The sequence below is a fragment of the Streptomyces spinosus genome (genome assembly GCF_020400655.1).
Classification (GTDB): domain Bacteria; phylum Actinomycetota; class Actinomycetes; order Streptomycetales; family Streptomycetaceae; genus Streptomyces; species Streptomyces argyrophylli.
Window position 1 is genome coordinate 802,407 of record NZ_JAINRC010000001.1, and the last position, 23,466, is coordinate 825,872.

General features: G+C 73.0%; 18 protein-coding genes and 1 riboswitch. Of the genes, 6 read left to right on the plus strand and 12 right to left on the minus strand.

All coding sequences use genetic code 11. The features are described from left to right. The first annotated feature begins 9 nt into the window (after positions 1 to 9). Both LG395_RS03315 and LG395_RS03320 read left to right on the plus strand, forming a co-directional pair. Positions 10 to 1,248, plus strand: a complete 1,239-nt coding sequence (locus LG395_RS03315; protein WP_225808369.1) for an MFS transporter — start codon at positions 10 to 12, stop codon at positions 1,246 to 1,248. Next, positions 1,208 to 2,527: a D-arabinono-1,4-lactone oxidase gene (locus tag LG395_RS03320; RefSeq protein WP_225808370.1), complete on the plus strand. Its 1,320-nt coding sequence runs from the start codon at positions 1,208 to 1,210 to the stop codon at positions 2,525 to 2,527. Before LG395_RS03315 ends, LG395_RS03320 begins: the two co-directional genes overlap by 41 nt. Here LG395_RS03320 and LG395_RS03325 read toward each other — a convergent pair. After that, positions 2,451 to 3,230 carry a hypothetical protein gene (locus LG395_RS03325; RefSeq protein WP_225808371.1) on the minus strand — a complete coding sequence of 260 codons (780 nt, stop codon included), beginning with the start codon at positions 3,228 to 3,230 and terminating at the stop codon, positions 2,451 to 2,453. The two genes, LG395_RS03320 and LG395_RS03325, sit on opposite strands and share 77 nt — an antisense overlap. Before the next feature lie 500 nt (positions 3,231 to 3,730). On the opposite strand from LG395_RS03325, the gene sepH reads away from it, so the two are divergent. Next, a complete protein-coding gene (sepH, locus tag LG395_RS03330; protein ID WP_225808372.1) occupies positions 3,731 to 4,771 on the plus strand; it encodes a septation protein SepH in 1,041 nt (346 codons plus the stop codon). A gap of 60 nt (positions 4,772 to 4,831) precedes the next feature. Here sepH and LG395_RS03335 read toward each other — a convergent pair whose 3' ends face one another. Then, complete coding sequence (locus LG395_RS03335; RefSeq protein WP_225808373.1) at positions 4,832 to 5,680, minus strand: sulfurtransferase; 849 nt, start codon at positions 5,678 to 5,680, stop codon at positions 4,832 to 4,834. A 318-nt stretch (positions 5,681 to 5,998) separates the two neighbouring features. Here LG395_RS03335 and LG395_RS03340 point away from each other — a divergent pair, with 318 nt between their 5' ends. Beyond that, the gene (locus LG395_RS03340) at positions 5,999 to 6,790 is read left to right on the plus strand and encodes a VOC family protein (RefSeq protein WP_225808374.1); all 792 of its coding nucleotides are present in this window, start codon (positions 5,999 to 6,001) and stop codon (positions 6,788 to 6,790) included. A gap of 30 nt (positions 6,791 to 6,820) precedes the next feature. On the opposite strand, the gene LG395_RS03345 is transcribed toward LG395_RS03340, so the two are convergent. From LG395_RS03345 to LG395_RS03360, 4 genes are all read right to left on the minus strand, one after another. Then, positions 6,821 to 7,480 (minus strand): thymidine kinase, encoded by a 660-nt coding sequence (locus LG395_RS03345; protein WP_171152162.1) that lies wholly within the window; start codon positions 7,478 to 7,480, stop codon positions 6,821 to 6,823. Between the two features lie 52 nt (positions 7,481 to 7,532). Further along, positions 7,533 to 8,729, minus strand: coding sequence for an alkaline phosphatase family protein (locus LG395_RS03350; protein ID WP_171152164.1), 1,197 nt, complete (start codon positions 8,727 to 8,729; stop codon positions 7,533 to 7,535). After that, positions 8,729 to 9,325: a DUF5998 family protein gene (locus LG395_RS03355; protein ID WP_014675503.1), complete on the minus strand. Its 597-nt coding sequence runs from the start codon at positions 9,323 to 9,325 to the stop codon at positions 8,729 to 8,731. Before LG395_RS03355 ends, LG395_RS03350 begins: the two co-directional genes overlap by 1 nt. 397 nt (positions 9,326 to 9,722) lie before the next feature. Continuing rightward, complete coding sequence (locus LG395_RS03360) at positions 9,723 to 12,533, minus strand: bifunctional acetate--CoA ligase family protein/GNAT family N-acetyltransferase (RefSeq protein ID WP_225808375.1); 2,811 nt, start codon at positions 12,531 to 12,533, stop codon at positions 9,723 to 9,725. A 176-nt stretch (positions 12,534 to 12,709) separates the two neighbouring features. On the opposite strand from LG395_RS03360, the gene LG395_RS03365 reads away from it, so the two are divergent. Then, positions 12,710 to 12,991 carry an HPr family phosphocarrier protein gene (locus LG395_RS03365; RefSeq protein ID WP_171152168.1) on the plus strand — a complete coding sequence of 94 codons (282 nt, stop codon included), beginning with the start codon at positions 12,710 to 12,712 and terminating at the stop codon, positions 12,989 to 12,991. Between the two features lie 203 nt (positions 12,992 to 13,194). Here the strand turns inward: LG395_RS03365 and LG395_RS03370 are convergent, their stop codons facing one another. The 4 genes from LG395_RS03370 to LG395_RS03385 all read right to left on the minus strand — a co-directional run bounded on the left by LG395_RS03370 (position 13,195) and on the right by LG395_RS03385 (position 18,030). Continuing rightward, positions 13,195 to 13,881, minus strand: coding sequence for a GntR family transcriptional regulator (locus LG395_RS03370; RefSeq protein WP_171152170.1), 687 nt, complete (start codon positions 13,879 to 13,881; stop codon positions 13,195 to 13,197). 197 nt (positions 13,882 to 14,078) lie between these two features. After that, positions 14,079 to 14,834 (minus strand): M23 family metallopeptidase, encoded by a 756-nt coding sequence (locus LG395_RS03375; RefSeq protein WP_171152173.1) that lies wholly within the window; start codon positions 14,832 to 14,834, stop codon positions 14,079 to 14,081. Positions 14,835 to 14,846: 12 nt separating this feature from the next. After that, positions 14,847 to 15,007: riboswitch (cyclic di-AMP (ydaO/yuaA leader) on the minus strand. A 234-nt stretch (positions 15,008 to 15,241) separates the two neighbouring features. Then, positions 15,242 to 16,630, minus strand: coding sequence for a M16 family metallopeptidase (locus LG395_RS03380; RefSeq protein WP_225808376.1), 1,389 nt, complete (start codon positions 16,628 to 16,630; stop codon positions 15,242 to 15,244). Next, positions 16,627 to 18,030: a M16 family metallopeptidase gene (locus tag LG395_RS03385; protein ID WP_171152176.1), complete on the minus strand. Its 1,404-nt coding sequence runs from the start codon at positions 18,028 to 18,030 to the stop codon at positions 16,627 to 16,629. Before LG395_RS03385 ends, LG395_RS03380 begins: the two co-directional genes overlap by 4 nt. Before the next feature lie 270 nt (positions 18,031 to 18,300). Here LG395_RS03385 and LG395_RS03390 point away from each other — a divergent pair, with 270 nt between their 5' ends. Next, the gene (locus LG395_RS03390; protein ID WP_225808377.1) at positions 18,301 to 20,760 is read left to right on the plus strand and encodes a DNA gyrase/topoisomerase IV subunit A; all 2,460 of its coding nucleotides are present in this window, start codon (positions 18,301 to 18,303) and stop codon (positions 20,758 to 20,760) included. 53 nt (positions 20,761 to 20,813) lie between these two features. Here LG395_RS03390 and LG395_RS03395 read toward each other — a convergent pair whose 3' ends face one another. Together LG395_RS03395 and LG395_RS03400 are read right to left on the minus strand one after the other, a co-directional pair. Beyond that, positions 20,814 to 21,914, minus strand: coding sequence for a CobW family GTP-binding protein (locus tag LG395_RS03395; RefSeq protein WP_225808378.1), 1,101 nt, complete (start codon positions 21,912 to 21,914; stop codon positions 20,814 to 20,816). 338 nt (positions 21,915 to 22,252) lie between these two features. Continuing rightward, positions 22,253 to 23,449 (minus strand): citrate synthase/methylcitrate synthase, encoded by a 1,197-nt coding sequence (locus LG395_RS03400; RefSeq protein ID WP_225808379.1) that lies wholly within the window; start codon positions 23,447 to 23,449, stop codon positions 22,253 to 22,255. Positions 23,450 to 23,466: the final 17 nt, after the last annotated feature.

The following is a 23,466-nucleotide window of genomic DNA, read 5'->3' on the forward strand; positions in this document are numbered from 1 at the left end:
GGAGACCCCGTGCCCAGCCCCTACAGAGCCCTGTTCGCCGAGCCCGGCACCAAGGCCTTCTCCGCCGCGGGATTCATCGGGCGGATGCCGTTGTCGATGATGGGCATCGGCGTCGTCACGATGGTCTCCCAGCTCACCGGGCGCTACGGCCTCGCGGGCGCCCTGTCGGCCACCCTCGCGCTGTCCGCCGCGGCGATCGGCCCGCAGATCTCCCGGCTGGTGGACCGGCACGGGCAGCGCCGGGTGCTGCGCCCCGCGACCCTGGTGGCCCTGCTCGCTGCGGCCGGGCTGCTGCTCGCCGCTCACTTCCGGTGGCCGGACTGGGTGCTGTTCGTCTGCGCGGCCGGGATCGGCTCGGTGCCGAGCCTGGGCGCGATGATCCGGGCCCGCTGGGCGGCGCTGTACCGGGGCACTCCGAAGCTGCACACCGCCTACTCGTTCGAGTCGGTCGTCGACGAGGTGTGCTTCATCTTCGGGCCGATCATCTCCATCGGCCTGTCCACGGCCTGGTTCCCGGAGGCGGGCCCGCTGCTCGCCGCCTGCTTCCTGCTGGCCGGCGTCCTGTGGCTGACCTCCCAGCGCGCCACCGAGCCGGAACCGCACCCGCGCGCGCGGCGGGGCGGCGGCAGCGCCCTGCGCGCACCGGGGCTCCAGGTGCTGGTGGCGACCTTCGCGGCGACCGGCGCGATCTTCGGAGCCGTGGACGTGGTCACCGTCGCCTTCGCCGAAGAGCGCGGCCACAAGGGCGCCGCGAGCCTGGTCCTGGCGCTGTACGCGGCCGGTTCGTGCGTCGCGGGCGTGGTCTTCGGCCTGCTGCGCCTCAGCGGTGCGCCCGAGCGACGCTGGTTGCTGGGCGTGGCGGCGATGGCCGTGAGTATGATCCCCCTCCTACTGGTCGGAAACCTGCCGCTTCTGGCCGTGGCGCTGTTCGTTGCGGGGCTGTCCATCGCACCGACGATGATCACGACGATGTCCCTCATCGAAGAGCACGTACCGCGCGCGCAGCTCACCGAGGGCATGACCTGGGTGAGTACCGGCCTCGCCGTCGGCGTCGCGGCCGGCTCCTCCGTGGCCGGCTGGGTGATCGACGCGGCCGGGGCACGGGCCGGGTACGGGGTTCCGGCCGTGTCCGGGGCCGTCGCGGTCACGGTCGGTTTCCTCGGGTACCGCCGGCTGCGCAGGCCGGCCGCGGGTCGGGGAGGCACCGTTGAGCAGCACAGCGAGCGGGAAGAACGGCACCTGGCGTAACTGGGGCGGCAATGTCTCCGCCCGGCCCGCCCGGCAGGTCACGCCGGCCTCCGTGGAGGAGCTGGCCGGTGCGGTGCGCCGGGCCCGGGAGGACGGCCTGAGGGTGAAGGCGGTCGGCACCGGACACTCCTTCACCTCGATCGCCGCCACGGACGGTGTGTTGATACGCCCTCAACTGTTGACCGGTATACGCACCATCGACCGGGCGTCCATGACGGTCACGGTGGAAGCGGGTACCCCGCTCAAGAGACTCAACGCCGCCCTCGCGCGCGAGGGTCTCTCGCTCACCAACATGGGCGACATCATGGAGCAGACCGTGTCGGGGGCCACCAGCACGGGCACCCACGGCACCGGCCGCACGTCGGGCTCCATCGCCGCCCAGATCAAGGCGCTGGAACTGGTCACGGCCGACGGCTCGGTGCTCACCTGTTCCGGGAAGGAGAACCCGGAGGTCTTCGCGGCGGCCCGGATCGGCCTCGGCGCCCTGGGCGTCATCACCGCGGTCACCTTCGCCGTGGAGCCGCTCTTCCTGCTCACCGCGCGCGAGGAACCCATGTCCTTCGAGCGGGTCCTCGCCGAGTTCGACCAGCTGTGGACCGAGAACGAGCACTTCGAGTTCTACTGGTTCCCGCACACCGGCAACACCAACACCAAGCGGAACAACCGCAGCGCCGGCCCCGAGCAGCCGGTGGGCCGCCTCGCGGGCTGGTTCGAGGACGAGTTCCTCTCCAACGGCGTCTTCCAGGTGGCCCAGTGGGTCGGGCGCGCGGTCCCGGCGACCGTTCCGGCGATCGCGCAGGTCTCCAGCAGGGCCCTGTCCGCGCGGACGTACACGGACATCCCGTACAGGGTCTACACCTCACCGCGCCGGGTGCGCTTCGTGGAGATGGAGTACGCCGTCCCGCGCGCGGCCCTGGTGGAGACGCTGCGCGAACTGAAGGCCATGGTCGACCGCTCCGGGCTGCGCGTCAGCTTCCCGGTCGAGGTGCGCACCGCCCCGGCCGACGACATCACCCTGTCCACCGCCTCCGGCCGGGACAGCGCCTACATCGCCGTCCACATGTTCCGGGGCACGCCGTACCAGGCGTACTTCACGGCCGCCGAGCGGATCTTCACCGCGCACGAGGGGCGTCCGCACTGGGGCAAGGTGCACACGCGGGACGCGGAGTACTTCTCCCGGGTGTATCCGCGCTTCGGCGAGTTCACGGCGTTGCGGGACCGTCTGGACCCGGACCGGCTGTTCCAGAACGACTATCTGCGGAGGGTTCTGGGGGCGTAGGCGTCGTGGCGGACGCGCTGGGGGCGCTGGGCGTGGGGACCGGAGTCGCCGGGTCGCCGCCCGGTTCCCCGCTCCCCTCGGTGTCCGGCTGCCCGGTCGGCCGGCCGCCGGGTGAGTCGCCGGGCGCCGGGGACGTGCCGTGGCCCGTGCCGTCCCCGGTGGACGGGGTGTGCTCCGGGGAGGTGGTGCGCGAGGGGGCCGGCGTCCGGTCGGGCGCGGCACCGGAGGAGCCCCGGCCGGTGACGGCGTCGCTGACCGTCGTGCCCGTACCGCCGCTGAAGCTGTTCCCGGAGACCAGCTCGTACGTCGTGATGCCGGCCAGCGTGACCCCGAAGACCAGGGCGGCGGCGACCAGCGGCCGGCGGCGGCCCCTGGCCCGCGCGCGGTAGACGGTGCCCTCGGTGAACTCGCCCGGCGGCAGGGACGTCCGCCGCCCCCGTGCCGGCGCCCCCCGTTCCTCCAGCGGCCGGGCCGCCACGGCGGTCTTCTCCCGGAGCTGCTCCCCGGTCCGCTTGAAGAAGTGCTGGAAGACCGATCCGCCGCAGGTGGCGACGACGCTGACGACGCCGGCGCCGAGGATCGTGCCGTACACCCCGAAGTACGAAGCCAGTTTGGCCGCCACCACCGCCGCGAGAGCGCTGCCCGCGACCTGGGGGACGTTCAGGTCGATCCGCTTCCGACCCGTATCGGGCGTCTCACGCATACCCGGAACTTGCCTGCCTTTCCCACACCTCATGGAGCACTTGCCGCAGTTGCCGACATTGACCGGCCGACCACACGAGAAAGGGACGTACGAACGAAACCATTAGTTCCGTTTCTGGCGATTGCGTGAAGTTCGCCACGTTCATGATCCACAAAACCGGTTGCGGACGGCCAAGTCGCGCCCCTTGCCAGAAGTTGGGCGGCGCGCCAATCCACGCACGTGGTCCGAATGGAGTACTGTTGCGAGCCCTGGGTCCGGTCTCCCACCAGGGTGCCCGCGGCCTTGCAGGATCGCCGGGAGGGGGCTAGTTGCACAGGGTGACGGAGTTGGTCACTTAGCGTTGCGAACAGGTAACCGTGCCATAACGGCGGTTCCGGGCCCGTGCCCGACACGCCGGGCAACTCGGCAAGGTTGTGGCAGGCTGCACCCGGGCAGGCCACACTCGACTAGCGGAAGCAGCGACGCACGTGACGTCGGCAGGCACCACCCGGGAGGTCCCCATGCCCGAACTGCGTGTCGTGGCCGTCTCGAATGACGGCACACGGCTGGTGCTGAAGGCTGCCGACTCTACGGAGTACACGCTTCCGATCGACGAGCGGCTGCGCGCCGCCGTCCGCGGCGACCGGCCACGCCTCGGCCAGATCGAGATCGAGGTCGAGAGCCATCTGCGCCCGCGCGACATCCAGGCGCGGATACGGGCCGGTGCCACGGCGGAAGAGGTCGCGCAGCTCGCCGGCATCCCCGTCGACCGGGTACGGCGCTTCGAGGGTCCGGTGCTGGCCGAGCGCGCCTTCATGGCCGAGCGGGCCCGCAAGACCCCGGTCCGCCGCCCCGGCGAGAACTCCGGCCCGCTGCTCGGCGAGGCCGTACAGGAGCGGCTGTTGCTGCGCGGTGCCGAGAAGGACACCGTGCAGTGGGACTCCTGGCGCCGCGACGACGGCACCTGGGAGGTGCTCCTCGTCTACCGGGTCGCGGGTGAACCGCACTCGGCGAGCTGGACGTACGACCCGCCCCGGCGGCTCGTCCAGGCCGTGGACGACGAGGCGCGCTCACTGATCGGCGAGTCCGACGACCTCGCCGTGCCGGAGCCGAGCTTCCCGTTCGTCCCGAGGATCGCCCGGCTGCCCCGCGAGCGCACCATGGACCGTGCTCTCGAACGGAGCGACCGGGAGCGGCCCAGCCTGCCCGCGCAGGCGTCGGAGCCCGCCGAGGAGAGCACGGGCGAACGCGACTCGCTGACCAGCCTGCTGGAGGCCGTGCCGAGCTTCCGGGGGGACCTGGTCGTCCCGGAACTCCCGTCGGAGCCCTCGGAGGACACCGAGGAGGAGCCCGCCGCCGAGGAGCCGCCGGCACCCGCCGCGTCCGCCGGCTCCGCCTACGCGGACGTCCTGATGCCGCGCTCCGTCGGCAGCCACCGCGACCGGCTCATCGGCGCGACCGACCGCCAGGCCGAGGCCGACGGCGTCCGCCCCGGCCGCCGCGCCGCCGTGCCGAGCTGGGACGAGATCGTGTTTGGCACGCGCCGCAAGAAGCAGGAGTAGGACTGCCGTACCGGTGAGAGGGGGCACGCGCGCGCGTGCCCCCTCTCACCGGCTGTCCGGTTACTGCGGGTCCGCGCCCACCGCCACCGGCCGGGACGGGTCCGCGGACCACTCGGACCAGGAACCGACGTACAGGGCCGCCGGAATGCCCGCCACTGCCAGCGCGAGGACCTCATGGGCGGCGGAGACGCCCGAACCGCAGTACACGCCCACCTCGGTGTCCTCGGACACCCCCAGGGCCTTGAAGCGGTCCCTCAGCTCCGCCGCGGGCAGGAAACGGCCGTCCGGGCCCACGTTCTCCGCCGTCGGCGCCGACACCGCGCCCGGAATGTGCCCGCCGACCCGGTCGATCGGCTCCACCTCGCCGCGGTACCGCTCCCCCGCGCGGGCGTCCAGCAGCACACCCGTGCGGGCGAGGGCCGCGGCCCCGTCCGCGTCCAGCAGCCCCGGCGCGCCCGGCACCGGCTCGAAGTCGCCCTCGGCCGGGGCAGGCACCGCGGTGGACAGCTCGCCCTCCCAGGACGGCAACCCTCCGTCGAGGACCCGCACGTCCGGGTGACCCGTCCAGCGCAGCAGCCACCACGCGCGCGCGGCGGCCCAGCCCTGTCCGCCGTCGTACACCACGACCGGCCGGCGCGCCGACACGCCCGCGCGACGCATCGCGGCACCGAACTCCGCCAGATCGGGCAGCGGGTGCCGGCCGTGCGCGCCGGGCGCGGCGGCCAGCTCACGGTCCAGGTCGACGAAGACCGCGCCGGGGAGGTGACCGGCCGCGTACTCGGCCCGCCCGTCGAAGGGCGGCGCGCCCGCCTTCGCCGTGCTCAGCTGCCAGCGCACGTCCAGCAGCACCGGCGGGTCGCCGGCGGTCAGCTCGTGTGCGAGTTCGGATGCGGTGATGATGGCTGTCATGGCGTCCATCCTTACGCCAGGGGTGGCCGCGGCGTCCAGGTCCCGCTACTCTGCTCGGCCGGACAGGCTCGATCACAGCACGTAGGTGGTCGAGCACGTGCTGTACCGCCGACGGACACCCGCCGGCCATCGTCAGGAAACGGCGAAAGACGGCAGATCGGGCATCCTCCCGGACGTACGGCCGAGCGGCGCGGTACGGCCCCGCGGCACCCCGGAGGATGCGGGCACCGGCACGGGCGTACGCGCCACCAGCGCGGACACCCTTCCGGGGAGCGGAAGCGACACGGCCACCACGAGGGGCCGGGGAGAGAGTGATCGATGACCGAGGCACGGGAGCCGGCCGGTCCGCACGCGCGGCGCGTGCCCGGCACACCCTGCTGGGTGAGCCTGATGGTGCACGCGCTGGACGCCACCGAGGAGTTCTACGGTGAGCTGTTCGGCTGGGAGTTCCTGCCGGGCCCGCAACAGCTCGGGCCCTATGTGCGGGCGCTGCTGGACGGGCGCGAGGTCGCCGGCATGGGTCAGTTGCCGCCGGACCGCCGGCTGCCGGTCGCCTGGACGCCGTACTTCGCCTCGGACGACGTGGACCGCACCGCGGACACCGTACGGCTGTGCGGCGGCACGCTGGCCGTCGGGCCGCTGGACGCGGCCGAGGCCGGACGGATGGCCATCGCCTCCGACCCCTCCGGGGCGGTGTTCGGGATCTGGCAGGGCTCCGTGCACCTCGGCACGCCGGTCACCGGCGTCCCCGGCACGCCCGTCTGGAACGAACTGGTCACCCTGGAGACGGAAAGCGTCGCCAAGTTCTACAGGAGCGTGTTCGGCTACGAGGAGGAGCCGGTGCTCTCCGCCGACTACGACTACCTGACCCTGCGCCTCGACGGCCGTCCGGTGGCGGGGCTGCACGGCGTGGGTCACCTGCTGCCCCGGGACCGCGGGCCGTACTGGCAGACGTACTTCGAGGTCGCCGACCTCGCCGAAACGCTACGGCAGGTCACCGGCCTCGGCGGCCGGATCCTCCAGCCGGCCCACGACGGCCCGCACGGGCGGCTGGCGACGGTGGCGGACCCGGAGGGCGCCGAGTTCTCGGTGGTCCAGGAGCCGCGCTGAGCAGGGGGTTCCGGAGGACGGGACGGGCAGTCAGGGGGTTCCGGAGGACGGCACGGGCAGCACGTCCGGGGACAGGGCCGCCGCGCGGGCCGTCGCCGCGGTCATCCGGCGCCGGTGGTGGCGCCGGCACAGCACCTCGTAGCCGACCTGGCCCGCCGACTGGTTGACGTCCCCGACGACCACCTGGGCGCCCTCGACCACCATCTCGCCGTCTATCGTGCGGGCGTTGTGCGTGGCCCGGGCGCCGCACCAGCACAACGCCTCCACCTGGAGCACCTCGATCCGGTCGGCCAGCTCCACGAGCCGCTGGGAGCCGGGGAACAGCTTGGAGCGGAAGTCGGTGGTGATGCCGAAGGCGAACACGTCCAGGCCGAGATCGTCGACCACGCGCGCGAGCTGGTCGATCTGCTCGGGGGCGAGGAACTGCGCCTCGTCCGCGATCACGTAGTCGGCCCGGCCGCCCCGCGAGAGGTGGTCCACCAGATAGGCGTACAGGTCCTGGCGGTCCTCGACCTCCACCGCGTCGGTGACCAGGCCCAGCCGGGAGGACAGCTTGCCCTCCCCGGCCCGGTCGTCCCGGGTGAAGATCATGCCGGCCAGGCCGCGCGCGGAGCGGTTGTGCTCGATCTGCAGAGCCAGCGTCGACTTCCCGCAGTCCATCGTTCCGGAGAAGAACACCAGCTCGGGCATGAGGAGTTGAGCACCTTTCGGCGAGTCGCGGAAGACGGGGGCGGGGGACGGTTCAGGAGCGTACTTCGAGCAGCGGGACCAGCTGCTCGGCAGGGGTCATCGAGCCGTGGTTGCCGACCAGCGCCGACTCCTTGGGCTCCCGTTCGGACGCGATGATCAGGACGTCGTCGTGCGCGGCGGCGACCACATCCCCGATCCGCGGGTACACGCGCTCGTCGCACTCGCCGGGCGGCCCGAACCAGCCCGCCGCGATGGCCTCGTCCCTGGAGGCCACCCAGAACTGCTCCCCCAGCACCTCGCGCCACACCGTCAGCACGTCGTTCTCGGCGCCCGGCACCGCGTACACGTGCCGGGCCCGGCCCTCGCCGCCCAGCAGGGCGACCCCGGCACGCAGTTCCCAGTCCTCGTCGAAGTCGATGCGGTGCCGCTCGTCGAACGGGATGTCGACCATGCCGTGGTCGGCGGTGACGTAGAGGGCGCTGCGCGGCGGCAGTTGCTCCGCGAGGCGCTGGACGAGCCGGTCGACGTACATCAGCTGGCCGCGCCAGGTGTCGGAGGCGATGCCGTAGCGGTGTCCGGAGCCGTCCAGTTCGGCGTAGTACGTGTACACCAGCGCGCGGTCCGCGGCGGCCAGTTGCCCGGCCGCGAGGTCCATGCGCTCCTCGCCGGTGAGCCGTCCATGGAAGCTGCCGCCGCTGAGCGCCACCTTGGTGAGGGGGGTGTGCTGGAAGGCGGGCGAGGACACCTGGGCGGCGTGCACCCCGGCCTGGTGGGCGAGCTCGAAGACGGTGGGGTACGGCTGCCAGGGGCGCGGTTCGGTGTACGGCTGCCAGCGGAGCTGGTTCATCAGCGCGCCGGTGTCCGGGTTGCGCACGGCGTAGCCGGGCAGGCCGTGGGCGCCGGGCGGCAGGCCGGTGCCGACGGAGGCGAGGGAGGTCGCGGTGGTCGCCGGGTAGCCGGCGGTGAGCGGGCGGCCGGTGCCGCCGCGTGAGCTGCCGAGCAGGGAGGTCAGGAACGGGGCCTCGTCCGGGTGGGCCTTCAGCTGCTCCCAGCCGAGGCCGTCGACCAGGAAGACGCAGACCCGGTCGGCGGGGGTCAGTTCCCCGATCGTGGCGGTCAGCCCGGGCACGCCCATGCCGGCGGCCAGGGTGGGCAGCAGGTCGGCGAGGGAGCCGCTGCCGTACTCCGGCAGCGGCGCGGTGTCGAGGGCGAGGGGTTCCGGGTGGTCCCAGGCGGAGAGCTGGGACATCAGCGCGTGACGTCCGCGGTCGCCTCCGAGATGGCCTGCGCGAAGGCGAGCGCCTGGCGCACCGTCTCCGGGCCGTCCCCGGCCTCGCTGACGCGCAGGCTGAGGTCGTCCGCCGTGGAGCTGCCCGTGTAGCCGTGGTCGGCGTCGCAGTTGGGGTCGCCGCAGGCGGCGGGCTCCAGGTCGATGCGGCTGACCGCGCCCCAGCCGATGGTCAGCACGACCTCGCGGGGCAGGGTGCCCGGCGTGTACTGCTCGGGGTTCGCGACGACCCGGCTGACCACGACCGAGGAGATCCGGTCGAGCTTCACGGACTCGGTGGAGGTGGTGGCGTACGGCGTCGGGGACGTGCTGTCGGCGGCCTGCTCGTCGGTGTGGCTGACGATGAAGCGGTTGCCGGTCAGGACCAGCACGGTGACGTGCCGGCGCACCTCGTTCTGGTCGAACGTGGTCTCCTGGTGGACCAGGTACGACCGGATGGGCTCGCCGCCCACAGCGGCCTCCACCGCCTCGGCCACGAGGGCCGGGTAGTAGCCGCTGCGCTCGATCGCCGCGCGCAGCCCCTGGGTCGTCGTACTGGTCTTGGCCATGGCGTCCATCCTAATCCGTGGGCAAGGGGGGTCAGGGCCAGTCGCGCGGACCGGTGGCGGCCCCTGCGTCCGCGCGCGGGGGCCTCGGCACGAGCCCCGGCGCTCCGCCGGCCACCGGGCAGGACACGCCCTCCCGGCCCCTGGCGTCCGCTTCGAACACGACGGTCAGGGGCGCGTCGACCCCAGGACGGCTCGCGACACGCGCCGTCACCTCGGGCGTCGGCGGACGGAAGACGGACCCCTGGGAGCGCGACGAGCAGGGGCCGCGCGGACGGGGGGAAGGCCCCTGCGTCCGCGCGCGGGGGCCTCGGCACGAGCCCCGGCCGCCGCCCTGGGTCGCGGGCGACGACCTTCCCGTCCCGGCGGCGGCTTCCGCGCGGCGGTCTCCATGTGACCCCCGCCCGGCTCAGTAGGCCGGCAGGGTGCGCGGGCCGAGGTCGTCACGGGCGGGCGGCGGGGCGAGCCGTACGGTGGCGCCGAGCACGCTGGCCCCGTGGGGGGCGACGACGACCGGCTCCAGGGTGACAGCGACCACCTCCGGGTGGTCGTCGACCAGCCGCGACACCCGCAGCAGCAGTTCCTCCAGGGCCGGGGTGTCCACCGGGGTGGAGCCGCGCCAGCCGAACAGCAGCGGTGCCGTCCGGATCGACCGCACCAGCGAGGTCGCCTCCCGGTCGGTGACGGGGATGAGCCGGTGGGCCATGTCGCCGAGCAGCTGCGAGGCGGCCCCGGCCAGGCCGAAGGACAGCACGGCCCCGGCCGCCGGGTCGATCACGGCCCGTACGACCGTGTCGACGCCGCGCGGTGCCATGCCCTGCACCACCGGCCGCAGTTCCTCGGGCTTCCCGAACAGCTCGGTCAATTCGGCGTACGCCCGCAGCAGTTGCTCCTCGTCCGCGAGGTCGAGGCGGACGCCGCCCAGGTCGGCCCGGTGCCTGAGGTGCGGGGCGGTGGCCTTGAGGGCGACCGGGTAGCCGAGCGCGCGGGCGGCCTCGACGGCGGCGTCCGCGGTGAGCGCGGGCAGGGCCCGGCGCACGGGTATGCCGTACCTGGCGAGCAGCTCACAGGTCTCCGCGTCGGAGATGGTGAGCCCCTGCCCGCGCGCGAGCAGCTCGCCGATCAGCCGGGCGGCCCCCTTCTCGTCGATGTCGTCGTACTCCGGCACCTTCCCGGGATCGGCCGCCTCCCGCCGCCACTGCGCGTACTTCACGGCTTCGGCGAGGGCGCGGACGGCACGTTCGGCGGCGGGGTAGGCGGGGATGAGGTGGGTGCCCTCGGGCGGGGTGGTGAGCGGGGCGGTGGCCGCCGCCCCCTCGGTGCCGGGCGCCTTCTCGACGGCTCCCGGCGCGGTGCTCGCCGCCGCCGACAACGCTTCCGCCAGTCCCCCCAGCTCCACGTGCACCACGAGCACCGGCTTGCCCGGCACCGCCGCCGCGGCGGACCGCAGCGCCTCCGCCAGCTCCGCGTCCCCGGGGGAGCTCTCGCCTATCGCGGGGATCGCCGTGACGACGACGGCGTCGTTCGTGCCGTCGGCCAGCGCGGCGGCGAGCGCCCGGTGGAAGTCCTCCGCCGTCGCCCCGGTCGTCAGGTCGACCGGCCGCGCGGGTCGCAGTCCCTCGGCGAGACACCGGTCGTAGGTCAGCACGCCCAGCGACTCGGAGTTGCCGAGGATGGCCACGCGCGGTCCGGCGGGCAGCGGCTGCCGCGCGAGCAGCAGGCCCGCGTCGACCAGCTCGGTGATCGTGTCGACCCGGATCACACCGGCCTGCCTGAGGAGCGCGGAGACGGTCTCGTACGGCAGCCGGGTGGCCCGTACCGCGTGCCCCTGTGGTGCCGTGCCGGTCCCCTGCACCACCACGAGCGGTTTGGCCGCCGCCGTCCGCCGGGCGAGGCGGGTGAACTTGCGGGGGTTGCCGATCGACTCCAGGTACATGAGGACGACGTCGGTCTCGGGGTCGTCGTACCAGTACTGCAGGACGTCGTTGCCGGAGACGTCGGCGCGGTTGCCGGCGGACACGAAGGTGGAGACGCCGGTGACGCCGGTGACCCCTCCGCCGCGCCGGTGAAGCCGGGAGAGCAGGGCGATGCCGATGGCGCCGGACTGGGCGAACAGTCCGATGGGGCCGGGGCGGGGCATCTCGGGGGCGAGCGAGGCGTTCAGCCGGACGTCCGGGGCGGTGTTGATGACGCCGAAGGCGTTCGGGCCGATGATCCGCATGCCGTACGCGCGCGCGGCACGCACGAGGGCGCGTTGCCGCTCGCGCCCCTCGGGCCCGCTCTCGGCGTATCCGGCGGAGAGCACGACCAGCCCCTGGACGCCGTGTTCCCCGCACTCGGCGACCACGGCGGGCACGTGCGCGGCCGGTACGGCGACGACGGCCAGGTCGACGGGTCCGTCGATGTCCCGCACCGAGCGGTGCGCGGGCACCCCGTCGACCTCCTTGAGGTCGTCCGGGAAGGCCTTGTTCACGGCGTGCAGCCGGCCGGGGTAGCCGGCGTCGCGGAGGTTGCCGAGGACGTCGCGGCCCACCCCGCCGGGGGCGCGGCCGACGCCGACGACGGCGACGGAGCCGGGCGCGAGGAGCCGCCGTACGGAGCGGGCCTCGGCGCGCTGCTCCCGCGCGCGCTGCACGGCCAAGGAGCGGTCCGTGGGCTCGAGGTCGAACTCCAGGCGGACGACGCCGTCCTCGAAGCTGCGCTTCTGGGTGTAGCCCGCGTCCGTGAACACCTTGATCATCTTGGTGTTGGCGGGCAGCACCTCGGCGGCGAAGCGGCGGATGCCGCGCTCGCGCGCGACGGCCGCGATGTGCTCCAGCAGGGCGGAGGCGACCCCACGGCCCTGGTGGGCGTCCTGCACCAGGAAGGCGACCTCGGCCTCGTCGGCGGGCGCGGACGCGGGCATGCCGTCGGTGCCGATGCGGTCATAGCGTACGGTGGCGATGAACTCGCCGCCGATGGTGGCCGCGAGTCCCACCCGGTCCACAAAGTCGTGGTGCGTGAAGCGGTGGACGTCCTTGGCGGAGAGCCGTGGGTACGGCGCGAAGAAGCGGTAGTACTTCGACTCGTCCGAGACCTGCTCGTAGAAACTGACCAGGCGGTCGGCGTCATCAACGGTGATGGGCCTGATGCGCGCGGTGCCACCGTCGCGCAGCACCACGTCCGCCTCCCAGTGGGCGGGGTACTGGTGCCGGTCCTGCCGGCCCGCCGAGGTCTGCATGGGCCCCAGAGTACGGCTCGCGTCCGACAACGGCGCGAGGCAGTCTGTGGAGGACGGGACGCCGGACCGAGGCCGCGGTCCGGTGCCACACCGGAGGGGACGGGCGTCCGCTCCGGACACGCTTCACGATATGGGAAACTGGTCTAGACAACCTGAACACCGAAGGGCAGCAACACATGGCTGAGCGCCGCGTCAACGTCGGCTGGGCCGAGGGCCTCCACGCCCGCCCCGCTTCCATCTTCGTCCGAGCCGCCACGGCCACAGGCGTCCCGGTGACGATCGCCAAGGCGGGGGGCAACCCCGTCAACGCGGCCTCCATGCTGGCCGTCCTGGGCCTGGGTGCCCAGGGTGGCGAGGAGATCGTCCTCGCCTCCGACGCCGAGGGCGCCGACGCCGCCCTGGACCGTCTGGCCAAGCTGGTCTCCGAGGGCCTGGACGAGCTGCCCGAGACCGTCTGAGCGAGCACCGCACAGAACGCCGGAGCCGCGTTCGCCTTCCGGGGCGGCGCGGCTTCGCCGTATGCGGACGCATCCGACCCGATGCGTCTTCGATTTACCGCGTGCCGCCGGGCGACGGACTCCCGGAATTTCTCGCACGGTGAATTCGGGCAGCAGGAAATACCCCGCCCGAAAACAACATCTCTTTGTATACGGTGCCCTTGTTAAAGCCGCGGGCCCGACATGTTTACGGCATGTTGCGAAGTCCTCACGCGCTCCCCGGCGGGAGAGAACCGCAGCCGGTGCGCGCCCGTCGCGCGCTCGGCGTGCAGCGTCGTGAGCGCCCGCGCGCGCTCGGCGTCGCCGCGGGCCACCGCGTCCACGATGGCACCGTGCTCCGTCCAGGACTCGACGGGGCTGACCGGTGCCTCCACCGTGTACATCCACGCGATCTTGTGCCGCAGCTGGGTGAGCACCGAGGTCAGCGAGGTGCTGCCGGAGGCCTGGGCGAGCGTCTCGTGGAACCAGCCGCCCAAGGAGCGCAGGTCCTCGTTGCTGCCCCTGCGGGCCCGCTCCTGGCCCAGCCGGACCAGACCGCGCAGCACCTTCAGATGGGCCTCCGTGCGCCGCTGGGCGGCCCGGGCGGCGCCCAGCGGCTCCAGCAGCGTCCGCATCTCCAGCAGGTCGGCGGCCTCCTGCTCGGTCGGCTCGGCCACGCACGCGCCCGCGTGCCGGCGCGTCACCACGAAGCCCTCGGCCTCCAGGGTGCGCAGGGCCTCGCGCACGGGGACGCGCGAGACGCCGTAGCGGCGGGCCAGGACTTCCTCGGTGAGGCGGCTGCCGCGCTCGTGGACACCCGCGACGATGTCGTCCCGGATGGCCGTGCACACCGAGTGCGCCGGAATACGCATGACCGACCTCCGCCTTAATCCCCGTGAAACGTCGACGATGGACGTGTGTTCCGTGACTCTATTCCAATGAGCCGGAATTTCCGACGCCGGGCACTAATCCATGGCTATTTTTTGGTCAGCGCTCCGGCGTACACCGGGAAAAACGACGAAAGCCCCGGCTCGGTGAGCCGGGGCCTCGGACAGCCGTGCGGTCGGTGTCAGACGTTCACGCCGTGCTTGCGGAGGTAGGCGACGGGGTCGACGTCCGAGCCGTACTCGGGGGTCGTGCGCACCTCGAAGTGCAGGTGCGGGCCCGTGACGTGGCCCGTCGCCCCGGACAGGCCGATCTGCCGGCCGGGGACGACCTTCTGGCCCACCGTGACCCCGATGGACGACAGGTGGCCGTACTGGGTGTACATGCCGTCGGCCATGCGGATCACGACCTGGTTGCCGTACGCGCCGCCCCAGCCCGCGGAGACGACCGTGCCGGAGCCCACCGCGTGGACGGCCGTGCCGCTGGCCGCGTGGAAGTCGATCCCGGTGTGCGCGCCGGAGCTCCACAGGGAGCTGCTCGCCTGGTAGGCGGTGGAGACGTAGGAGTGCGCGATCGGGGCGACGAAGGTGTTCAGCAGCTTGCGCTCGGCCTCACGCGCGGCCCGGACCTTCTCGGCGCGGATCCTCTGCGCCCGCTCGGCCGCCGCCTTGGCCGCGGCCGCCTCGGCCGCCCTCTGCTCGGCGGCCTGCTGCTGCGCGGCGGCCTGCGCGTCGATCTCGTCGGCGACGCCCTCGGACACGGCGACGACCGGGGTGAGGCCGGTCTGCTCCGCGGTGTTCCCGGCGGCGAGCGCCGGGGAGGCGGCGAGGGTGCCGATGACGCCGGTGGTGGTGAGGGCCGCGACGCCGGCCGCCTGGGCGGTGGTCCGCTTGACCCGGCCGGGCTTGCGGTGCTTCCCGGTGGCGCACATGAACGCCATGAAGTGGCTGGTCCTTTCCTTCCCTCTCGCCTACCGGGTTAGCTGACGGGTTCGGAGCAGGAAGGTCTCCTACGGGCCCCCTCGCACACGCGCGGACGCCCGATTCACCCCAGGGACGGTGGGTCCCCGGCTCCCCTGGCTCGCGCCGTACGGGGACTCGGCGATGACTGTCCGGTGCCGCGGGTGCGGCGCACTGCCTGACGAACAGCCCGGACGAAGCTACGCAAGCGCACTGTCAATCCTCAAACGCATCCCGGCTTTTGTAGCGCATCCCACAGGGCAGACACGCAACCTCCGCCCCAAAACGGGCATCTGAGGAAGCGAGTGGAACAACGTGGGGCCCTGACGACCCGTAGGTCACCAGGGCCCCACGCGCGCGTGCCGTCGTCCGGCCGCCGCGGTGCCGTCTACTCGGCCGCCACCACGGTCACTTCACCGATGCCCAGCGCCTGGACCGGCTCCTTGATCTGCGACGCGTCACCGACGAGGACGGTCACCAGGCGGTCCACCGGGAAGGCGTTCACGACGGCCGCGGTGGCCTCCACCGTGCCCGTGGCCGCCAACTGCTGGTACAGCGTCGCCTGGAAGTCGTCGGGCAGGTGCTGCTCGACCTGGTCGGCCAGCGTGCTCGCGACGGCCGCCGCGGTCTCGTACTTCAGCGGCGCCACACCGACCAGGTTCTGCACGGCGACGTCCCGCTCGGCGTCGGTCAGGCCGTCCGCCGCGACCGTGCGCAGCACCTTCCACAGGTCGTCCAGCGCCGGGCCGGTGTTGGGGGTGTCCACGGAGCCGCTGATGGCGAGCATCGCCGCGCCCGTGCCGTCCGGCGCGGATCGCAGGACCTGCCCGAAGGCGCGCACGCCGTAGGTGTAGCCCTTCTCCTCGCGCAGGACGCGGTCCAGGCGGGAGGTGAGCGTGCCGCCGAGGCAGTACGTGCCGAGCACCTGGGCGGGCCACACCCGGTCGTGCCGGTCGGGCCCGATCCGGCCGATGAGCAGCTGGGTCTGGACCGCGCCGGGCCGGTCCACGATGACCACGCGCCCGGTGTCGTCGGCGGTCACCGGCGGCACCGGCCGGGGCTCGCCCGGAGTGCCGGTCCACGCCCCCAGGGTGTCGTCCAGCAACGCGTCCAGGTCGACGCCGGTCAGGTCGCCGACGACGACCGCGGTGGCCGTGCCGGGCCGCACATGACGGTCGTAGAAGGCGCGTACGGCCGCCTCGTCGATCTTCTCGACCGTCTCCTCGGTGCCCTGGCGCGGACGGGACATGCGCGAGGTCGCCGGGAACAGCTCCTTGGAGAGTTCCTTGGCGGCCCGGCGGGAGGGGTTGGCCAGCTCGTGCGGGATCTCGTCCAGGCGGTTGCGGACCAGCCGCTCGACCTCGCTCGCGGCGAAGGCGGGCGCGCGCAGGGCGTCGGCGAGCAGGCCGAGACCCTTGGCCAGGCGGGAGGCCGGGACCTCCAGGCTGAGCCGGACGCCGGGGTGGTCGGCGTGCGCGTCGAGGGTGGCGCCCGCGCGCTCCAGCTCGGCGGCGAACTCCTCGGCGGAGTGCTTGTCGGTGCCCTCGGAGAAGGCCCGCGCCATGATCGTGGCGACGCCGTCCAGGCCGGCCGGCTCGGCGTCCAGCGGCGCGTCCAGCAGTACCTCGACGGCGACGACCTGCTGGCCCGGGCGGTGGCAGCGCAGCACGGTCAGGCCGTTGTCCAGCGTGCCACGCTCGGGCGCCGGGAACGCCCACGGCTTGGCCTCGCCGGGCCGCGGCTGGGGGTGGAAGTCCATGGTGGCGAGCTCGGTCACTTGGCCGTCTCCTCGGTCTCGGTCTCGTCGCGGCCGGCCTCTACGGTCGCTTCCTGCTCGGGGTCCTCGGGGACCCCGGCGTCCGGGACGGTCTCCGGGGACTTCGGCTCGTACACGAGGACCGCGCGGTTGTCGGGACGCAGGCGGGCCTGGGCGACCTCCTGGACCTCCTGCGGGCTCACCTCCAGGACGCGCTTGACGGCGGTCAGGGCGAGCTGCGGGTCGCCGAACAAGACCGCGTACCGGCACAGTTCGTCGGCGCGGCCGGCGACCGTGCCGAGCCGGTCCAGCCACTCGCGCTCCAGCTGGGCCTGGGCGCGCTCCATCTCCTCGGGCGTGGGGCCCTCCGCGGCGAACCGCGCCAGCTCCTCGTCGATGGCGGCCTCGATGACCGGCACCTCGACGTCACCGGAGGTCTTCACGTCCAGCCACCCCATGGAGGGCGCGCCGGCCAGGCGCAGCAGGCCGAAGCCGGCCGCGACGGCCGTCCGGTCACGGCGCACCAGCCGGTTGTACAGGCGGGAGGACTCGCCGCCGCCCAGGATGGTCAGGGCGAGGTCGGCCGCGTCGCACGCGCGCGTGCCGTCGTGCGGGAGCCGGTAGGCGGCCATCAGGGCGCGCGCCGGGACCTCCTCCACGACGACCTCGCGCTTCTGCTCGCCGATGACGTCCGGCAGGGAGCCGTCGCGGGGCGCGGGCTTGCCGTCGTGGGACGGGATCGAGCCGAAGTACTTCTCGATCCAGGCGAGGGTCTGCTGGGGGTCGATGTCGCCGACCACGGAGAGCACCGCGTTGTTCGGCGCGTAGTAGGTGCGGAAGAACTGGCGGGCGTCCTCCAGGGTGGCCGCGTCCAGGTCCGCCATCGAGCCGATCGGCGTGTGGTGGTACGGGTGGCCCTCCGGGTAGGAGAGCGCGGTCAGCTTCTCGAAGGCGGTGCCGTACGGGACGTTGTCGTAGCGCTGGCGGCGCTCGTTCTTGACGACGTCCCGCTGGTTCTCCATGGACTCGTCGTCCAGGGCGGCCAGCAGCGAGCCCATGCGGTCGGCCTCCAGCCAGAGCGCCAGCTCCAGCTGGTGGGCGGGCATGGTCTCGAAGTAGTTGGTCCGCTCGAAGCTGGTGGTGCCGTTCAGCGAGCCGCCGGCGCCCTGCACCAGCTCGAAGTGGCCGTTGCCCTTCACCTGCGCCGAGCCCTGGAACATCAGGTGCTCGAAAAGGTGAGCCAGGCCGGTACGCCCCTTGACTTCGTGGCGGGAGCCGACGTCGTACCAGAGGCAGACCGCCGCCACCGGGGTCAGGTGGTCCTCGGAGAGCACCACGCGCAGACCGTTGGCCAGGCGGTGCTCGGTCGCTGTCAGGCCCCCGGAGCCTGCCTCGGCTGTGGTCGTGTGACCCATGGGCATGTACGTCCCTTCGCAAGCGGAGGCGGTTGATGGAAACCGCGGTTTTCCTGCCGTTCCTGCCACTGTATGCAAAGCGTGCGGGGCCTCGGCGAAGTTCCCGCGGGGCGTACGCCCACAGCGGATCCCGGGACCCGCCCGCGACCCGTCCGGGACGCGGTCCCGGCTCCCGGCGGTGCCTGCCGGACCGGGTCGCGGCACGGGTTGTCACTGCCTCGGTCCACAATGGTCGGCGTCAGTTCCGTCCATCCTTTCAGCAAGGAGCCGGCAGCGATGGCCCGCCGCAGCACGAAGACCCCGCCGCCCGACGATTCGTTCGAGGAGAGGATCCTCGACATCGACGTCGTGGACGAGATGCGTGGCTCCTACCTGGAGTACGCGTACTCGGTCATCTACTCGCGCGCCCTGCCGGACGCCCGTGACGGCCTGAAGCCGGTGCACCGCCGGATCGTGTACCAGATGAACGAGATGGGCCTGCGCCCCGAGCGCGGCTACGTGAAGTGCGCCCGTGTCGTCGGCGAGGTCATGGGCAAGCTGCACCCGCACGGCGACGCGTCGATCTACGACGCCCTGGTGCGCATGGCGCAGCCCTTCTCCATGCGCGTGCCGCTGGTCGACGGCCACGGCAACTTCGGCTCGCTGGGCAACGACGACCCGCCGGCCGCCATGCGGTACACCGAGTGCCGGATGGCCGAGGCGACGAGCCTGATGACGGAGTCGATCGACGAGGACACGGTCGACTTCGCGCCGAACTACGACGGCCAGGAGCAGGAGCCGGTGGCGCTGCCCGCCGCCTTCCCGAACCTGCTGGTCAACGGCTCCTCGGGCATCGCGGTCGGTATGGCGACGAACATGCCGCCGCACAATCTGCGCGAGGTCATCGCCGCCGCCCGCCACCTGATCCGGAACCCGAACGCGGACCTGGACGCGCTGATGAAGCACGTCCCGGGCCCGGACCTGCCCACCGGCGGCCGGATCGTCGGCCTGGACGGCGTCCGGGACGCGTACGCGACCGGCCGTGGCACCTTCAAGATGCGCGCGACGGTCTCGGTCGAGACGGTCACCGCCCGCCGCAAGGGCCTGGTGGTCACCGAGCTGCCGTTCACGGTCGGTCCCGAGAAGGTCATCGCGAAGATCAAGGACCTGGTCAACGCGAAGAAGGTCCAGGGCATCGCCGACGTCAAGGACCTCACCGACCGCGAGCACGGCCTGCGCCTGGTCATCGAGATCAAGAACGGCTTCGTGCCCGAGGCGATCCTGGAGCAGCTGTACAAGCTGACCCCGATGGAGGAGTCCTTCGGCATCAACAACGTCGCCCTGGTCGACGGCCAGCCGCTCACCCTGGGCCTGAAGGAGCTGCTGGAGGTCTATCTGGACCACCGCTTCGACGTGGTCCGGCGCCGCAGCGAGTTCCGCCGCGGCAAGAAGCGCGACCGGCTGCACCTGGTCGAGGGCCTGCTGACCGCGCTGGTCGACATCGACGAGGTCATCCGGATCATCCGGTCCAGCGAGAACTCCGCGCAGGCCAAGGAGCGCCTGATCGAGCGCTTCTCGCTGAGCGAGGTGCAGACGCAGTACATCCTCGACACGCCGCTGCGCCGGCTCACCAAGTACGACCGGATCGAGCTGGAGGCGGAGAAGGACAAGCTCACCGCGGAGATCGAGGAGCTGACCCGGATCCTGGAGTCGGACGCCGAGCTGCGCAAGCTGGTCTCGGCCGAACTGGCCGCCGTCGCGAAGAAGTTCGGCACCGACCGGCGCACGGTCCTGCTGGAGTCCGCCGGCGCCCCGGCGGCCACCGTCCCGCTCCAGGTGGCCGACGACCCGTGCCGGGTGCTGCTGTCCTCGACGGGGCTGCTGGCCCGTACGGCGACCGACGAGCCGTTCCCGGGGGCGGCGGGCGCCAAGCGCGTCAAGCACGACGTGATCGTCTCGGCGGTGCCGGCGACCGCGCGCGGGGTGATCGGCGCGGTGACCTCGGCGGGCCGGCTGCTGCGGATCAACGTGGTCGACCTGCCGCAACTGCCCGAGTCGGTGACCGCGCCCAACCTCTCCGGAGGTGCCCCGCTGGCGGAGTTCGTCTCCCTGGAGGACGACGAGACGGTGGTCTGCCTGACCACGCTGGACGAGTCGTCCCCGGGTCTCGCGCTCGGCACCGAGCAGGGCGTCGTCAAGCGCGTGGTGCCCGACTACCCGTCCAACAAGGACGAGTTGGAGGTCATCACGCTCAAGGAGGGCGACCGGATCGTCGGCGCGGTGGAGCTGCGCACCGGCGAGGAGGACCTGGTGTTCATCACGGACGACGCCCAGCTGCTGCGTTTCCAGGCCTCCATCGTCCGCCCGCAGGGCCGGCCGGCGGGCGGCATGGCGGGCATCAAGCTCGCCGAGGGCGCGAAGGTGATCTCCTTCACCGCGGTCGACCCGGCCGTCGACGCGGTGGTGTTCACGGTCGCGGGCTCGCGCGGCACGCTGGACGACTCGGTGCAGACGACGGCCAAGCTCACCCCGTTCGACCAGTACCCGCGCAAGGGCCGGGCGACGGGCGGCGTGCGCTGCCAGCGGTTCCTGAAGGGCGAGGACTGCCTGTCGCTGGCCTGGGCGGGTCCGGTGCCCGCGCTCGCGGCGCAGAAGAACGGCACCCCGGCGGACCTGCCGGAGCCGGACCCGCGCCGCGACGGCTCGGGCACGTCGTTGGCGAAGACGGTGTCGGTGGTGGCGGGCCCGGTGCTGTAGCCGGGCTCCGGGCGGGCCCCCCGGGGGCTCGCCCGGCCGGGCCCCCGCTGGCTCTAGGCGGGCGGGTCCTCCACGTCGGCGTCCGCTTCGTCGGGGTCCCGCACGTAGCGCAGGACCCCCCACATGCCGTGCTCGTCGGCGTGCGGGGCGTCGTCCCCGCACGCCCGCAGTTCCTTGCCGAGGGTGTCCGCGTCGATGCCGGCGCCGATCAGCACCAGCTGGGTGAGGCGCTCCTCGCCGGGCGCCCAGGGCTGCGGGTAGAAGCGCAGGAACCGGCCGACGGCGTGCACGGCGTAGCGGTTGAGCGGGTCGTACGGCCCGAAGTCGACGTACCCCTTGATCCGGTACAGCCCCTCGGGCCGGCTGTCCAGGAACCGCATGAGCCGACGGGGCTCCAGGGGCACGTCGGAGGTGAAGGACAGGCTGTCGTAGCCGGTGTGCAGATGCCCGGCGTGCTGGTCGGCGTCGTGGTCGTCGCTGTCGCCGTCGTGGCCGTGCAGGTCGTCGAAGGACAGCTGTCCGATGCGCTCCTCGCCCGGACGGCAGTCGAAGAGGAACTCGGGGTCGACCCGGCCGTAGGTGGCCGGGACGACGGCGGCGCGGCCGGCGAGCGCGCGAACGGCCCCCAGCGTCCGCTCGGCGTCGTCCGCACGGTCGAGCTTGTTGACGACGACCAGGTCGGCGAGCGCCAGGTGCCGGTCGATCTCGGGGTGCTTCGCCCGCGTGTCGTCGAACTCGGCGGCGTCGACGACCTCGACGAGACCGCCGTACACGATGCCCGGGTGCTCGCTGGCGAGCACCATGCGCACGAGTTCCCCGGGCTCGGCCAGCCCGCTGGCCTCGATGACGATCACGTCGATCCCGGTGCCGGGGGCGGCGAGCCGGTCCAGGTAGAGGTCGAGTTCGCTCGCGTCGACGGCACAGCACAGGCAGCCGTTGCCGAGCGAGACGGTCGAGTCGCCCAGGGCGCCGGCGACGGCCATCGCGTCGATCTCGATCGCCCCGAAGTCGTTGACGATAGCCCCGATCCGGCTGCCTCCGCTGCGGTGCAGCAGATGGTTGAGGAGCGTGGTCTTCCCGGACCCCAGGAATCCGGCGAGCACGACGACCGGGATCTGCCGCGGACTGCCGCCGCGAGCCTGGCTGTTCCCCAACGGACGACCTCTCTGACCTACCGGGGCGCACCGGTTCGCGGCCCGGTGCGCGGACGGGCGTGGACTGCGCGTCAAGGATACGAGCGGGTCGGCAGCCCGAGGGCCTCGGGCGCCGGCGCCGCCGCGGGGCCAGAGGGCTTCGGCGCGGGTCACAGCCGGTGGTGAGGGCGCACGGCGGGTGGGGGGGGCACGGCGGGTGGCTCGGCGCCACAGCGGGCGCCGCGGGGATACGACGGCGGCGCGGATACGGCGGGCGGCACCGGAACGCGGCGCCCCGCCCGCGAGCGCTCGGCGTCGGCGCGGGGGACCGCGCTCCGCCCGCGCTCACCCGCCCGCGCTCACCCGGCGGCGGGCACCGTGGCCTTGGGCTCGGGGCCCACGTACCGCGCCAGCGGGCGGATGATCTTCGAATCGGCGGCCTGTTCCAGGATGTTGGCGCTCCAGCCCACGACCCGTGCCGACGCGAAGGTGGGGGTGAACATCTCCCGGGGCAGGCCGCACAGTTCCATGACCACACCGGCGTAGAACTCGACGTTCGTGTGGAGTTCGCGGCCGGGCTTCAGCTCGGCGAGGATCGCTTCCACGCGCCGCTCGACCTCCACCGCGAACCGGGCCCGGGGGCCGCCGAAGCCGAGGGCGATCTCGCGCAGCATCCGGGACCGCGGGTCCTGCGTGCGGTACACGGCGTGCCCGAAGCCCATGATCCGGTCACCGGCGAGCACCCTCTCGCGGATCCAGGCGTCGATCCGGTCGGGCGTGCCGATCGCGTCCAGGGTGTCCAGGGCCCGGCTGGGCGCGCCTCCGTGCAGCGGACCGGACAGGGCGCCGACGGCGCCGGCCAGGCAGGCCGCCACGTCGGCGCCCGTGGAGGCGATGACGCGTGCGGTGAAGGTTGACGCATTGAATCCGTGATCAATGGTTGAGATCAGGTATTGCTCGACCGCCCGCGCCCGGCGCGGATCCGGTTCCGAACCCGTCACCATGTACAGGTAGTTGCCCGCGTACGAGAGGTCCTCGCGCGGCTCGACCGGGTCGAGGCCGCGGCCGAGCCGGTAGAGCGCCGTGAGCAGGGTCGGTACGGCCGCGCAGGCGGCCACGGTGTCGGCGCGGCGCCGGTCGGGGTCGGTGTCGTACACCGGCCGGAAGCCCTGTGCCGCGCCCAGCAGGGACAGCGCCGTACGCAGTCCGGCGAGCGGCCCCGAACGCCGCCCGGCCGCGGCGATGGCGGGGAGGGCCGCGCGGACGTCCTCCGGCAGGCGCCGCAGGGCGGCGGTCTCCGCGGCGAAGGCGGCACCGCTCCGGGCGTCCGGCAGGGTGCCGTGGACCAGCAGATGCCAGACGTCCTCGAAGCTCCGGGTGTGCGCGAGGTCGACGGCCGAGTACTGCCGGTAGTGGTAGAAGCCCTCACGGCCCCGGACGTCGCCGATCTCGGTCTCGGCGACGACGACACCGGCGAGACCGCGCGGGACGTCGATGAGCGGGGTCTCGCTGAGCGGTGTGGCGCTGAGCGGGGTGGCGGGCGCGTTGACGGCCATGGATCTCCTCCTCGGGT